The organism is Beutenbergia cavernae DSM 12333, assembly GCF_000023105.1.
GTDB lineage: Bacteria > Actinomycetota > Actinomycetes > Actinomycetales > Beutenbergiaceae > Beutenbergia > Beutenbergia cavernae.
In genome coordinates this window covers 4249851-4262159 of the sequence record NC_012669.1, presented here as the reverse complement: position 1 = coordinate 4262159, position 12309 = coordinate 4249851, and the positions used below count along the sequence as shown (strand labels likewise).

At 72.2% G+C, this 12309-nt stretch carries 16 protein-coding genes; 4 read left to right on the top strand and 12 right to left on the bottom strand.

Annotation, left to right across the window (positions count from 1 at the left end):
- Positions 1–64: 64 nt before the first annotated feature.
- Positions 65–1255, bottom strand: coding sequence for an LCP family protein (locus BCAV_RS19360; RefSeq protein WP_083770102.1), 1191 nt, complete (start codon positions 1253–1255; stop codon positions 65–67).
- A gap of 89 nt (positions 1256–1344) precedes the next feature.
- Between BCAV_RS19360 and BCAV_RS19355 the strand changes: the two genes are divergently transcribed.
- The gene (locus BCAV_RS19355) at positions 1345–1920 is read left to right on the top strand and encodes a GNAT family N-acetyltransferase (protein WP_015884322.1); all 576 of its coding nucleotides are present in this window, start codon (positions 1345–1347) and stop codon (positions 1918–1920) included.
- Positions 1921–1929: 9 nt separating this feature from the next.
- Here BCAV_RS19355 and BCAV_RS19350 read toward each other — a convergent pair whose 3' ends face one another.
- Genes BCAV_RS19350 through BCAV_RS19340 form a run of 3 tightly spaced genes read right to left on the bottom strand, consistent with a single transcriptional unit; the run spans position 1930 to position 3529 of the window.
- Positions 1930–2412 (bottom strand): DUF6328 family protein, encoded by a 483-nt coding sequence (locus BCAV_RS19350; RefSeq protein WP_015884321.1) that lies wholly within the window; start codon positions 2410–2412, stop codon positions 1930–1932.
- 60 nt (positions 2413–2472) lie between these two features.
- A complete protein-coding gene (locus tag BCAV_RS19345; RefSeq protein WP_015884320.1) occupies positions 2473–3063 on the bottom strand; it encodes a dihydrofolate reductase family protein in 591 nt (196 codons plus the stop codon).
- Positions 3064–3112: 49 nt separating this feature from the next.
- Complete coding sequence (locus BCAV_RS19340; protein ID WP_015884319.1) at positions 3113–3529, bottom strand: DUF1801 domain-containing protein; 417 nt, start codon at positions 3527–3529, stop codon at positions 3113–3115.
- A gap of 151 nt (positions 3530–3680) precedes the next feature.
- Between BCAV_RS19340 and BCAV_RS19335 the strand changes: the two genes are divergently transcribed.
- The 3 genes from BCAV_RS19335 to BCAV_RS19325 are packed head-to-tail and all read left to right on the top strand — an operon-like array spanning position 3681 to position 7345.
- Positions 3681–3953: a DUF7218 family protein gene (locus tag BCAV_RS19335; RefSeq protein ID WP_015884318.1), complete on the top strand. Its 273-nt coding sequence runs from the start codon at positions 3681–3683 to the stop codon at positions 3951–3953.
- Positions 3953–4813 (top strand): SDR family oxidoreductase, encoded by an 861-nt coding sequence (locus tag BCAV_RS19330; protein ID WP_015884317.1) that lies wholly within the window; start codon positions 3953–3955, stop codon positions 4811–4813. The genes BCAV_RS19335 and BCAV_RS19330 overlap by 1 nt, the downstream gene beginning before the upstream one ends.
- A 45-nt stretch (positions 4814–4858) precedes the next feature.
- On the top strand, positions 4859–7345 hold the full coding sequence (locus BCAV_RS19325; RefSeq protein ID WP_015884316.1) for a glycoside hydrolase family 31 protein: 2487 nt from the start codon (positions 4859–4861) through the stop codon (positions 7343–7345).
- Positions 7346–7361: 16 nt separating this feature from the next.
- Here the strand turns inward: BCAV_RS19325 and BCAV_RS19320 are convergent, their stop codons facing one another.
- The 8 genes from BCAV_RS19320 to BCAV_RS21860 all read right to left on the bottom strand — a co-directional run bounded on the left by BCAV_RS19320 (position 7362) and on the right by BCAV_RS21860 (position 12223).
- Positions 7362–8027: a hypothetical protein gene (locus BCAV_RS19320; RefSeq protein ID WP_015884315.1), complete on the bottom strand. Its 666-nt coding sequence runs from the start codon at positions 8025–8027 to the stop codon at positions 7362–7364.
- A 9-nt stretch (positions 8028–8036) separates the two neighbouring features.
- The gene (locus BCAV_RS19315; RefSeq protein ID WP_015884314.1) at positions 8037–8405 is read right to left on the bottom strand and encodes a hypothetical protein; all 369 of its coding nucleotides are present in this window, start codon (positions 8403–8405) and stop codon (positions 8037–8039) included.
- 13 nt (positions 8406–8418) lie between these two features.
- The gene (locus tag BCAV_RS19310) at positions 8419–9168 is read right to left on the bottom strand and encodes a hypothetical protein (RefSeq protein ID WP_015884313.1); all 750 of its coding nucleotides are present in this window, start codon (positions 9166–9168) and stop codon (positions 8419–8421) included.
- A gap of 71 nt (positions 9169–9239) precedes the next feature.
- The gene (locus BCAV_RS19305) at positions 9240–9695 is read right to left on the bottom strand and encodes a hypothetical protein (RefSeq protein WP_043347568.1); all 456 of its coding nucleotides are present in this window, start codon (positions 9693–9695) and stop codon (positions 9240–9242) included.
- The gene (locus BCAV_RS19300; RefSeq protein ID WP_015884311.1) at positions 9692–10393 is read right to left on the bottom strand and encodes a hypothetical protein; all 702 of its coding nucleotides are present in this window, start codon (positions 10391–10393) and stop codon (positions 9692–9694) included. Before BCAV_RS19300 ends, BCAV_RS19305 begins: the two co-directional genes overlap by 4 nt.
- 27 nt (positions 10394–10420) lie before the next feature.
- Positions 10421–10729, bottom strand: a complete 309-nt coding sequence (locus BCAV_RS19295; RefSeq protein ID WP_015884310.1) for a hypothetical protein — start codon at positions 10727–10729, stop codon at positions 10421–10423.
- Positions 10730–10790: 61 nt separating this feature from the next.
- Positions 10791–11549, bottom strand: coding sequence for a hypothetical protein (locus BCAV_RS19290; protein WP_015884309.1), 759 nt, complete (start codon positions 11547–11549; stop codon positions 10791–10793).
- 167 nt (positions 11550–11716) lie between these two features.
- Positions 11717–12223 (bottom strand): GNAT family N-acetyltransferase, encoded by a 507-nt coding sequence (locus BCAV_RS21860; RefSeq protein WP_015884308.1) that lies wholly within the window; start codon positions 12221–12223, stop codon positions 11717–11719.
- Positions 12224–12309: the final 86 nt, after the last annotated feature.

The following is a 12309-nucleotide window of genomic DNA, read 5'->3' as shown; positions in this document are numbered from 1 at the left end:
GAGGTTCGTGGCCCGTTCGCGAGAGGTTCGTGACAGGCCACGAGAAGCGCCGCGCCGCCGCGCCTCAGCACTCGGCGTCGAGCGCCTCGGCGGAGTTGTCGGGCGGAGGCTCGGTCGCCGCGTCCGGATCGTCCGCCGCCGGCGGCGTCGTCGCGGCCTCGCCGGCCGACGGCGGAGCGCTCGGTGACACCGGCGGTGACGCGAGCGGGACGTCGGCAGCGAGCGACTCCCACAGGACCTCGACCCCGTCCGTGAACACCAGCCTCCCGGGCTCCGCCTCGTACTCCTCGAACGGCGTCGTCATGAACGTGACGTTCCCCGGGCCCACGGACCTCAGGCTCAGCCCCAGGCTCACCATCTCCGGGATGGACGCGAGGTTCGGGCTCGTGGTGAGGGAACCGAGCGTGGCCGCGACCACCTGGTACAGGGCCGGAGCATCGGCGAGGACGTTGCGGGAGAGGACCTCCTCGACCATCGCCGCGAGCAGATGCTGCTGCCGGGCGATCCGGTCCGGGTCCGAGCCGTCGCCCACACCCACTCGCGCGCGTGCGTAGGCGAGGGCCTGGGTGCCGTCGAGGCGTTGCTGGCCCGCCTGCAGCGCCAGGGACGCCTTGGGCACGTCGAGCGGTGCCGGGATGCAGATGTCGACGCCGCCGAGCGCGTCGACGACCTCGATGAACCCGCCCATCTGGACGACGACGAAGCCGTCCAGCGTCAGCCCCGTGACGGACTGGACGAGCTCGACGTCGCACGCCACGGCGGACGTGAGGTCGCCGCCGACGGACGCTCCGACGGCGAACGCGCTGTTGAACTGGTCGAACCGGGCGGGGATCGTCTCGCCGCCGGTCGTCGTGCACGCGGGGACGTCGACCATGACGTCGCGCGGGATCGAGACGAGCTCGACGCGGGACCGGTCAGCCGAGACGTGCACGAGGAGGTGCGTGTCCGCGAGCTCGCTGGTGACCTCGTCCTGGACGGCGCCGTCGCTCCGGCTGTCCGACCCGATCACGAGGATGTCGAGCGCACGTCCGGCGTTCGGGTCCTCCGGGTGCGCGCCGTCCGCGGACGCGTCGGCCGTCTGCGCCGTCACGAGCCCACCGATGTCGAGGGTGTCGACCCGCCGCTGGAGCTCCGCGTACGCGGCGACGCCGAACGTCACCGAGAAGGACGTGACCGCCAGCGCCACGAGCGCCGTCGCACGGCGGAGGCGCCGTCGTCGGACTCGGCCGTGGCGCGACGTCCGTGTGGCGGGCACGCCAGAACGCTAGGGGTCCGTCGGGCGCCGCGGGGGGAAACGCGATGGCGATCGCGTCACGACAGCCGATCTTGAGCCAATCTTGAGGCATGGCGATCGAGGTGCGGCCCGCGACGGTGTTCGACGACGTGTGCGCGGTGCTCGGCCCGAAGCGCCCCGACGCCAACGTGTGCTGGTGCCTGAGCTACCGGCTGACGTCGTCGAAGGAGAACGTCGCGCTCCGGGGACCGGCGCGCGGCGAACGCGTCGCCCAGCTCGTGGCCGAGGACCCGCCACCCGGCGTCATCGCGTACGACGGCGAGGAGCCGGTCGGGTGGGCGGCCGTCCACCCGCGCGCCGACACGAGCTTCGCGCGCAACCGCAAGATCCCGCACGTCGACGACGTCGACGTCTGGTCCGTGTGGTGCATCCGCGTCCGCCCCGGCCACCGCGGCGAGGGCCTCTCGCATCACCTGCTCGCGGGCGCCGTCGCGTTCGCCCGCGCGCACAAGGCCTCGGCCGTCGAGGGGTACCCGGTCGACAACCAGGGGCGGAAGGTCGACCTGACGATGGCGTACGTCGGCACGCGTGCGCTGTTCGAGGCCGCCGGCTTCACGAAGGTCGCGGACACGGACTCGGTCCTCAACGGTTTTCCGCGCGTGCTGATGCGGCTCGACCTGCGCTGACCGCGCCCGTCAGGCCTGCCGGCCGCGGTGCAGGCGGCCGGGCACGATCACCCAGACGACCACGAGCAGCAGGATCACGGCGCCGGCCGCGACGAGCCCGGCCGTCCGACCGGCGACGACGTCGAAGATGAACAGCGCGGTCCCGGTGACGACGAGGGCGAGCGCGACGAGTCCCACCCGGGCGAGCGTGCTGCCGAGGTCGACGATCTCCGCCTTGCGGCGCTGCTGGAACAGCACGCGATGGATGCTGACGGGCGCGACGACCAACGCCGTCGCGAGCAGGGCCAGTCCCACCAGGCAGAGGTAGATCGCCACCTGCTCGGACGAGAGCTCGGCGAAGCGCTGCTGGAACGGCAGCGTGAGCAGGAAGCCGGTGAGGATCTGCGTGCCGGTCTGGGTGACGCGGAGCTCCTGGAGAAGCTCGTCCCAGTTGCGGTCGGCGCGCTCGGTGCGCGTCTCGTCACGGCCAGTGGTCTCGGAGTCGTCCTCCATGCTCTCGCTCCTTCGGGCAGCACGCGCAGCTCACCTGAGGTGGGCCCGTGGCGTCAGGGTTCAGTCGCTCGACGCTCCTGCCGAGTCGCTACCCGGCGGTCCCGCGAGCAGCGTGGGGACGTACTCGAGCAGCTGCGTGCGCCCGTCGAAGGTGCGGGTCTCGACCAGCTCGAGCGCGACGTCGGGGTAGCCGTCGTAGATCCGTTCGCTGCCGGTCCTGCCGGTGATGACCGGGAACATGACCACGCGGAAGCGGTCCACGAGGCCCGCCTCGAGCAGCGACCGGCACAACGAGAGGCTGCCGAGGGTGCGTAGCTCCCGGTCGCCGTCGCGCTTGAGCTCGCGGACGGCGTCGGCGGCGTCCCCGCGGACGAGCCGGGTGTTGACCCACTCCAGCGGCTCGGTGAGGGTCGAGGAGAACACCACCTTCGGGGTTGCGTCGAGCTCCTCCACACCCTCGGACTGCGAGGCCGCGAAACCGGACATGAGCCGGTAGGTCTTCGCCCCCATGAGGATGGTGGACTCGATCTTGCCGTCCTCCTCCAGCCAGCCGAGGTACTCGGGTCCCTCCAGGCCCCACCATCCCGGCCAGCCCTCGGCCGAGGCGTACCCGTCGAGCGAGGTGATGAAGTCGATCACGAGGTCTGGCATGGGTCCTCCCTGGTGTCGTGTCGTCGTCCGTCCCGCCGCGCCCGTGCGTTCACAAGGGCTCGCCCGGCAGCTTGCCGGCCTGCTCGATCCAGGACCGGAGCTGGCCCTCGTCCACCTCGTCGTCCTCCCGGATGTCGAGGTAGCGCATGTCCGCGTGCTTGGAGTCCTTCGGGGGCATCGGATCGAGCGACGTGCCCGTGAGGAACTGCACCTGGACGTAGTCCGTGTAGCACCGGAACGACAGGAACCAGCCGTCGAGTCCGTAGAACGGCTGGTTCCACCGGACCGCCTTGTTGACGTCGGGCACGGTGCTCACGACCAGGTCGTCCAGGCGCCGCCCGACGTCGCGTTTCCAGCCGGGCATCGCGTCGAGGTAGTCCTGCACCGGGCCGTTCCCGTCGCCCTTGGGGATCTGCGGGTTGCCGCCCGAGAGCAGCTTCGGTCGTGCCTGCTTCTTCGCCGTCATGCGTCGGTCCTCGGTCTCGATGGACGAACCTCCACGCGCCGCCCACCACCGTGGCACCGCATCGGCGCCGGCGCACGTCATGGGGCGTGGAGCACCGCGGATGCAGGGCTGCCACGGCCGACCTAACGTGGAGGAGCCGAAGGAGGATCAGATGCCTGGTAAGCGCAGCCCCGGACCGAGCGTCAAGGACGAGAAGCTGTACGAGAAGCTCCGGGACGAGGGCAGCTCGAAGCAGAAGTCCGCGCGCATCGCGAACGCGGCGGCGGCGTCGTCGCGCTCGAAGGTCGGCCGCAAGGGCGGCAAGGCCGGCGACTACGACGACTGGACGGTGGACAAGCTCCGCAAGCGCGCCGCGGAGATCGGCATCGCGGGCCGCTCGTCGATGCGCAAGGGCGAGCTCATCAAGGCCCTCCGGAACTCGTGATGGGCGGCTCCGAGACGGACATCCCGCCGCAGCAGCAGGAGTGGCCCGGCCGGACCGACGCCATGGAGCCGCGCCCGGACCACGGCGAGTCCAGCTACGTGGGGCGGGACCGCCTCACCGGGAAGCGCGCGCTCGTGACCGGCGGGGACTCCGGCATCGGGCGGGCGACGGCGATCGCGTTCGCCAAGGAGGGGGCCGACGTCGCCATCAGCTTCCTCCCCGAGGAGCAGGGCGACGCCGAGGAGACGCGCCGCGCGGTCGAGGCCGCGGGCCGGCGCTGCCTGGTGCTCCCGACCGATCAGCGCACCGAGGAGGCGAACCGCGACCTGGCCGGGGCCGCGCTGGAGGGCCTCGGCGGCATCGACGTGCTCGTCTCGAACGCCGCCTTCCAGATGGGCAGGCAGACGGGGATCGAGAACTTCACCGACTCTCAGCTCCGGCAAGTGTTCGAGACGAACGTGTTCGCCACGTTCTGGCTGGTCAAGGCGGTCGCACCGCACCTGGGCGCGGGCGCGAGCATCGCCATCACGACGTCGATCCAGGCGTACGACCCATCGCAGCCCTTGCTCGACTACGCCGCCACGAAGGCGGCGCTGAACAACCTCATGGTCAACCTCGCGGCCGAGCTAGGCCCGAGGGGGATCCGCGTGAACGCCGTCGCGCCCGGACCGATCTGGACCCCGCTGATCCCGAGCACGTTCGACGCCGAGAAAGTCGCCTCGTTCGGAGCGGACACGCCGCTCGGGCGCGCGGGCCAACCCGTCGAGGTCGCGTCGGCGTTCGTGTTCCTGGCGTCCGACGACGCCTCGTACGTCAGCGGCACCGTGGTCGGCGTGACGGGCGGCAGGGCCGTGTTCTGACGGTGCGGGCGAACGCTCGGCCGAGGCGTGCGGCAGGATCGTGCCGTGGCTCCCACCCCGCCCCTGTCCGTCGCCGACGCCGGTGACGCCGCCCCGGCCAGCACCCCGACGTTCCCGCGAACCGAGCACTACCGCCGGTTCCACCGCGTCGACTCCGTCACGCCCACCGAGCGCGGCCTGCTGGCGGAGCTGCACGGCGAGCGGCTGGAGGTGGTCGCGGTGCGGCCCGACGTCGTCCGGATCCGGATCAGCCGCGGTGGCCGGTTCGACGAGACGCCGTCGCCCGCCGTGTGCGTCGACCCGCTCGCCACCCACGTCGAGGTCACCACGGAGGTGGACGACGACGTCGCGCGCGTCCGCACCGCTGAGCTCACCGTGAGCATCGGCCTGGTCGACCTGACGATCGACGTCCACCGGGCCGACGGCAGCGCCGTGATCGAGACGGCCCGCGACCACGCCGGCGCCCCCTGGGCGTACGCGACCCTGAACGACGCGTTCGTCGTCCGGCGTCGCATCGCGCCCCCCGACGCGATCTACGGCCTGGGCGAGAAGTCGGGTCGCCTCAACCGCCGCGGCCGCGACTTCACGCTGTGGAACACCGACGTGCTCAACCCGACGTCGTCGGGGGAGTTCACCGCCGGCCGCGACGCCGACGACCCGCGCGCCGACCGCATGAGCACCGAGTTCGACCCGTACTACGTGTCGATCCCCTTCTTCCACCATCTCGACGCCGCCACCGGCGCCGTGGGCGGCTCGTTCCTCGACAACGGCTACCGCACCGCCTACGACTTCACGCCCGAGTCGGAGTACGCGATCCACGCAGGCGGCGGGCAGTACTGCGAGTACGTGTTCGCCGGCCCCACGATGGCCCGGGTCCTCGAGGCGTACACCTGGCTCACCGGCCGCGCCGCGCTGCCGCCGCTCTGGGCCCTCGGCTACCACCAGTGTCGCTGGCACGCCTACCGGCAGGAGGACGTGGCGGCGCTCGCGGCGCGGATGCGGGCGGAGCGGATCCCGTGCGACACGTTGTGGCTCGACATCGACTACATGGACGGCTACCGGGTCTTCACCTGGGACGCCGAGAAGTTCCCCGACCCGGCCGCGTTGATCGACGGGCTCGCCGGTGAGGGCTTCAAGCTCGTCACGATCATCGATCCCGGCGTGAAGTACGAGCCGGGGTATGCCGTGTTCGACGACGGCGTCGCGCGCGACGTGTTCTGCCGCACCGAGGGCGGCGACACCTACATCGGCCAGGTGTGGCCGGGCGACACCGCGTTCCCCGACTTCGCGACAGCGGAGGCGCGGGAGTGGTGGGGCGACCTCAACGCGGCGCACGTCGCGTCCGGTCTCGCCGGGATCTGGAACGACATGAACGAGCCCGCGACGGGCGAGATCGCGCCGGAGCGGATGCTGTTCGACGGCGGTCGCGCGTCGCACGAGCGGTTCCACAACGCGTACGCGCTGCTCATGGCGAGAGGCACGGTCGAGGGGCTGCGTCGGGCGATGCCGGAGCTGCGCACGTTCGTGCTCACCCGCGCGGGTTCGGCGGGGATCCAGCGCTACGCCGCGAACTGGCTCGGTGACAACGTCTCCCGCTGGGACCACCTGTGGATGAGCCTGCCCATGGCGGCGGGGTTCGGGGTGTCGGGGCAGCCGTTCGTCGGGGCCGACGCCGGCGGGTTCGGCGGGGACGCCGAGCCCGAGCTGTTCCTGCGGTGGATGCAGTACGCCGCGCTCACTCCGTTCTTCCGCAACCACACCGTCGCGGGCACCGTGGACCAGTACCCGTGGTCGTTCGGCGACGACGTGGCGGACCTCGTGCGGGAGGCCGTCGGGCTGCGCTACCGGCTGCTGCCCTACCTGTACTCCGCGTTCGTGCGCGCGGGCGAGACGGGGGAGCCCGTGCAGCGACCGCTGGTCTTCGACCACGCCGACGACGCGCGCGTGCGCGACCTCGACGACCAGTTCCTGCTCGGGCGCGACCTGCTCGTCGCCCCCGTCCTCGCGGCCGGCGCCACGGAGCGCGAGGTCGTGTTCCCGGCAGGCACCTGGCACTGCTGGCACACCGGCGAGGTCGTCACGGGTCCCGCCACGCGCACCGTGGCGACCCCGCGCGAACGCATCCCGCTGTACGGCCGGGGCGGCGCCGTCGTCCCGCTCCTCCCCGAGGCGCCCGCCACCACCGCGGGCCTGCGCCCCGACCTGCTCGAGCTGCACGTGTTCGTGCCCGGCCAGGACGGCGAGTGGGTCAGCGCCCTGCAGGAGGACGACGGCGTCACGAACGCCGCCGCCGACGGCGCCCTAGTGCGCACCACGTTCACGCTGCGCCACGCCGGCGACGAGATCACCGTCGTCGCGGCGGCGGACGGCGCCGGCTACGAGGGATTCGCGCGGACCGCGTTCCGGCTCGTCGTCCACGGCCCGGCGCCCCGTGAGGTCGAGGTCGACGGCGTCGTCGTCACCCCCGACCACGACGGGACCGTCACGTTCGGCAACGACGGCCGGGACGCCGTCGTCGTCCTGCGCACGTGAGCGGCGACGTGGCCGCTCAGTGGGCGAAGGCCGGCCAGCGCTGCAGCAGGCTGGTGAGGATGCCCCGCAGCGTCGCGTCGGCGGACTCGAGTCCGCCCTGGAGCATCACGACGGCGAAGTACACCGCCCCGGCCGCGACGAGGAGCGCGCCCAGCGCGCCGACGAGGGTCGTCGCGGTCAGCAGGGCGATGCCGAGGGCGAGCAGCGCGACGACGAGGCCGGCGACGAACGCGATCACCCCGTCCTTCACACCGTTGAGCGCGCTCGCGAGCGGCAGGGCGTACTCCCCACGGATCGCCGCCAGCGCGTCCACCTGGTCCGGGACCCGCTGCTTGTAGCGGTCGGCGGCCTCGCCCGTCCAGTTGTCGTCGACGAGCAGGTCACCGGTCTCGACGTTCTGCGCGAGACCGGTCATCGTGCCGGCGACGTTCTCGATCCAGCTCGACGCGGTCAGCTGCAGCTCGTCCGGCATCCCGAGGTAGTCGATCTTGTCGTCAAGCCACGTGTAGAACTCGTCGACGGTCGTGTCGAACTCCTCGAGGACCTCCGCCAGGACCGCGACGCCGAGCACGTCACCGGGCGAGGTGATCTCGACCTCGTCGATCGCTCGTTGCCTGGCCTCCAGGAGGCTCTGCTTCGTCCTTCCCGCGAGCTCCCGGACCTGCTGCTGCACGTCCACCATGGCCCTTCCTCACTCCCAGTCCCAGGTGCCCTCGAGGCGGGCCTTGGCCGCCTCGTCCGCGCCCTCGTAGGTCTCCCGCACGATCCTCAGCGTGTGCGCCGCGTCCTGCGTCGTCGCCGAGCCCTGGAGCAGGATGGTCTGGACGAGCAGGCGTGCCTCCTCGTAGCTCTGTGCGGTGTCGGAGCCCATGAACGAGAACGCCTTGGACTCGAGCGTGAGGCCTGCGGTGACCTCCGAGGTCCACGCGAGCGACTCGCCGACGCCCTCCCACAGCACGGCGTCCGCGCTCAGGGCGTCCATCGCCGCCTCGAACGTGGGTGGCCCGCTCGGCTGCGCCCCGGACGACCCTGCCTCACCTGCCGGTTCTTCGAACGCCATCTCCGGTCCCGCCTCAGACGCTCAGCCCGAGACGCTGCGCGAGCAGCACCGGGTCGTCGATGGTGCGGGCGACGTCGGCGAGCGCCGTGCCGGCGAGCGGCTCGTCGAGCGACGCCGCAGCTGCGGCACGGGCATCGCTGATCGCCTCGGTGGTCTCGAGCGAGATCGTGAACGCGCTGGCGTCGGCGAGCCAGCGCTCGTCGTACTCGACGGCGATCAGGTGCCCGGCTCCGTCCACACGCGCGGCGACCGCGCTGCCGACGGTGGCCGTGTGCTCGACGTGCCGACGTCGCTCGGCCTCACGTGCGGCGTCGTCCAGAGCCGTGAGCGCCTCGGTCAGGAAGCCCTCCAGACCGGTCATGGCGATCGACGCGGCGTGGGGTCCGGAGGGCTGGTCGGCGAGGATCCGCTGGAGCCGGTCCGCCGTCGAGCTGCCGTCGGGGACGAGCGGACGGGTCGTTGGCTCCGGTTCCGCCAGACGTGCCGCCAGCTCCTCGGCGGCGGCCGTGGCCCGGGCAGTCTGGGCGGCGATGAACGTGTCGCGGACGACGGCGCCCAGCGAGCCGGGCGCATGGTGCTCGCGCCACGTCTCGCTCACGACGAGCGTGGCGAGCTCGCCGTCCGCGCCGAGGTGGACGTGGACCGCTCCGGACGGGTCCGCCGCCTCGCCGTCGCGCGGCGCGACCGCTGCGGAGCCCGCGACCTGCACCACCCGATCGAGTCGTTCGCGCAGCTCAGCAAGCCGTTCGAGGTCTGCCCCCATCGTTCCCCCTCGTGCCCGTGCCCCCGGGCGAGGGGGCCACCGTAGTGCGGCGATGGCGATCCGACAAGGGTTCAGTCGCGCTCCCGGGCGGCCTTCCCGTTCCCGGCGGAGAGGATCACGAGCGCGATCCCACCGAGCACCTGGACGCCGAGCACGTACGGTCCGGCGCCGTCCGGCACCCCCCGCACGAACGCCACCCCGGCGCCGACCAGCAGGAGCACGACGGCGAGCACCGTCACGAGGTCGGCGCCGCCGCCCGAGCCCTGGCGGTCGCGCCGACGCGCGATCGCGAACGCCTGCGCCGCGACGACGAGCGCGAGCAGCAGACTCGCTCCGGCCACCACGAGGTACACGGTCATCGCCCAGGCCTCCGACCCGCCCTCGTCCCAGGTCCGGCCCGGCAGGAGGGCCAGGGCGAGCGCGACGAGCCCGACGCCGATCGCCACTGCTCCGACCCCGCGGGCGGTGGCCGTCCGGCGTCGGCGGTCGGCCCGGCCGGCGTCGCCGGGCACGGGCGCCGGGCTCACGCGAGCGCGAACGCCGGCCAGCGCGCGAGGCCGGCGGACTGCGCGTTGGTCAGCTGCGTGTTGGCGGTGGCGCAGTCGGACTCGAGCAGCTTCACGCCGACGGTCACGGCGATGATCGCGATGAGCACCGCGCCGCCGGCGATGAACGGTGCGGCCGGCAGCCCGAACACCGTGGCGCTGGAGGCGATCGCGCCGATGATGCCGGCCACGAGCGCGCCGAACGCGACGGCCATCGACGTCCAGAACTTGATGATCCCGGACTTCACCGCGTCGAGGGCCGTCGCGATCTTCGCGGCGTACTCGGTGCGGATGACCTCCATCGCGGACTTCTGCTCCGGCAGCTTCTGCTTGTACTGGTCGGCGGCGTCGCCCGTCCAGTTGTCGTCGACGAGCAGGTCACCGGCGTCCACCTCGCGTGACTGCGTCATGGCGGGCTCGCCGACGCCGGTGTTCCAGGTGTCCGCAGCGGAGCTGAGCCCCCACGGGTCGCCGGCCATCGCGACGACGTCGTTCACCCAGCCCCAGAACTCGTCGAGCTTCTCCACGAGCCAGTTCCAGCCGTCGCGGACCCGGTCGAAGATCCAGTCGAGGAAGCCGGGGATGGACTCGAGCATGTCGTTGATGCCGGTCCGGAGCTCCTCGATCTTGCGCTCGATCTCCGCGATGAGGTCCATGACCTCCTGGATGACGGGATGCATTGGTTCGCTCCAGTGGTCTCTGCTGCTTCAGTTCCAGTTCCAGGTGCCGTTGAGGCGGTCCTTCGCGGCCTGGTCCGTTCCTTCGTACGTGGTGCGAACCTGGTCGAGCTCGGCGGCGGCACCGGTGATCTCGGTGTTCCCCTGCGAGAGCACCTCCTGCACGTGCGCCCGCAGGTTCTCGTACGTCTGGGAGACCGTGGCTCCGGCGAACGAGAACTGGCTCGCGGCCAGGCCCAGACCGCCCGCCGACGTGCTCGCGGAGTTCAGCTCACCGGCGACGGTGCGCCAGCGGTTGGCATCGTCGGTGAGCGCCTGCATCGCGGCTTCGAAGGACATCGGGTGCTCCTAGGTGGTCGGGGGCGGGTCGTCGCTGCTCGTCGGTGGTGCGCGGTCCGGCTCAGCCGGTGAACCGCATGCGCTCCGCCAGAGCGCGAGGGTCCTGCGTGGTGCGGATGACGTCGGCGAGGGGGGTGCCGTCGATGGGGTCCGACGGCGTGGCCATGGCCGCGGTCCGGCGGGCCGCCTCGACGGCCTCGGTCGTCTCGCGCGTGATGTTGTACGCGTGCCGGTTCTCGAGCCATTGCTCGTCGTACTCGAGCCCGGTGAGGACTCCCGCCCCGTTGACGGTGGCGACGACCTTGCCGGACGAGCTGCGCCCCGGGTGCTCCGCGGCCGCCCGCTCACGCACGATGCGGACCGTCTGGTCGAGGCCCTGGTTCATCTCGTGGAGGATGCCGACGAGCGCGTTGAGCGACGTCTCGACGTCGACGGCCCGGTCGGGCTGCGCGTCCATGATCTCCTGCAGCTGACCGACGACCGTCTCGTGCGCGAACGGCGTCGGCCGTGGCCGTGCGCTGTCGTCGTCGAGATCCTCGGCGAGGGTCGTCGACCACCCGCGCGCCCGTTCGGCGCCGGCCGAGGCGTAGGTGGCGAGGACGGCGGCGCCGAGTCCCGCGGGCGGGTAGTGCTCGCGCCAGGTGTCGCGGATCGTGAGCTGCTCGATGCCGCCGTCGGCAGCGGCGCGCACCTCGATGGAACGTGACTCGTCGGTCGCCTCCGCTGGTCCGGCCGAGGCCGCGGCAGCGCGTTCGAAGGACTGGACCTGACTGTCGATCTCGTCGTGGAGCTCGTAGAGGTCATCGCTCGATCCGGTCATGCCATCCCCACCTCGACTGTGCACAGGTACCGCCGACCACCGTAATGCGCGGGAGGGGCCGCAGCCGATGGGGAGGACTCCCCATCAGCCGTGTCGCGGGACCTGGCATCCTCGCCGGGATGACGGCGACGCCTGGCGAGACGGCGCGCGCCGCGCGCGGCGCCTGATCAGCCCGAGGCGGCCGGCGCCGTCGTGAGCTCCAGCGCCCATCGCGTCGACGGGCCGAGGCACTCGTGCTCGACGTCGCCGACCGGCCGGAATCCGAGGCGCTCGAGCAGGGCCGACGATGCGACGTTGTCGGCGGCGGTGACCGCGCGCACCTCGGTGACCAGCAGCGACCGGAGCCAGCCCAGTGCGGTGCGGACGGCGTCGGTGGCCAGCCCACGGCCGCGACCGGCGGGCGCGAGGAAGTAGGAGACCCCGGCGGTGTCGTCGAGTTCCAGCGCGAGGTTGCCCACGAGGGCTCCGCGCTCGTCCTCTATCGCGAAGGCGGCGGTCGTGGCACTGGAGCGAGCGCGCTCGATCGCGCGCACCACGTCCGCGGCCGTGAGGTCGCGCCTCTCGGTGGTGAACGTGAAGACCGTGTCGTCGCGCGCCGTGACGTACCAGTCGGCGTCCTCGAGACGCCAGGCCCGCAACGTCACGGCCTCACCGGCGAGGGTGGGGACGTCCATGCGGCCAGCCTGGCACAAGGGAGCGCGCCGTCGGTGCGGCACATCTCCGGGACGTCGTTCGGAGCAGACTGGGGCAGCCTGTCGGG

Bases quoted from the DNA above. Each gene is read 5' to 3' on its own strand.
- BCAV_RS19355 (WP_015884322.1), top strand. From the start codon at position 1,345: ATGGCGATCGAGGTGCGGCCCGCGACGGTGTTCGACGACGTGTGCGCG.
- BCAV_RS19350 (WP_015884321.1), bottom strand. From the start codon at position 2,412: ATGGAGGACGACTCCGAGACCACTGGCCGTGACGAGACGCGCACCGAG.
- BCAV_RS19345 (WP_015884320.1), bottom strand. From the start codon at position 3,063: ATGCCAGACCTCGTGATCGACTTCATCACCTCGCTCGACGGGTACGCC.
- BCAV_RS19340 (WP_015884319.1), bottom strand. From the start codon at position 3,529: ATGACGGCGAAGAAGCAGGCACGACCGAAGCTGCTCTCGGGCGGCAAC.
- BCAV_RS19335 (WP_015884318.1), top strand. From the start codon at position 3,681: ATGCCTGGTAAGCGCAGCCCCGGACCGAGCGTCAAGGACGAGAAGCTG.
- BCAV_RS19330 (WP_015884317.1), top strand. From the start codon at position 3,953: ATGGGCGGCTCCGAGACGGACATCCCGCCGCAGCAGCAGGAGTGGCCC.
- BCAV_RS19320 (WP_015884315.1), bottom strand. From the start codon at position 8,027: ATGGTGGACGTGCAGCAGCAGGTCCGGGAGCTCGCGGGAAGGACGAAG.
- BCAV_RS19315 (WP_015884314.1), bottom strand. From the start codon at position 8,405: ATGGCGTTCGAAGAACCGGCAGGTGAGGCAGGGTCGTCCGGGGCGCAG.
- BCAV_RS19310 (WP_015884313.1), bottom strand. From the start codon at position 9,168: ATGGGGGCAGACCTCGAACGGCTTGCTGAGCTGCGCGAACGACTCGAT.
- BCAV_RS19300 (WP_015884311.1), bottom strand. From the start codon at position 10,393: ATGCATCCCGTCATCCAGGAGGTCATGGACCTCATCGCGGAGATCGAG.
- BCAV_RS19295 (WP_015884310.1), bottom strand. From the start codon at position 10,729: ATGTCCTTCGAAGCCGCGATGCAGGCGCTCACCGACGATGCCAACCGC.
- BCAV_RS19290 (WP_015884309.1), bottom strand. From the start codon at position 11,549: ATGACCGGATCGAGCGATGACCTCTACGAGCTCCACGACGAGATCGAC.
- BCAV_RS21860 (WP_015884308.1), bottom strand. From the start codon at position 12,223: ATGGACGTCCCCACCCTCGCCGGTGAGGCCGTGACGTTGCGGGCCTGG.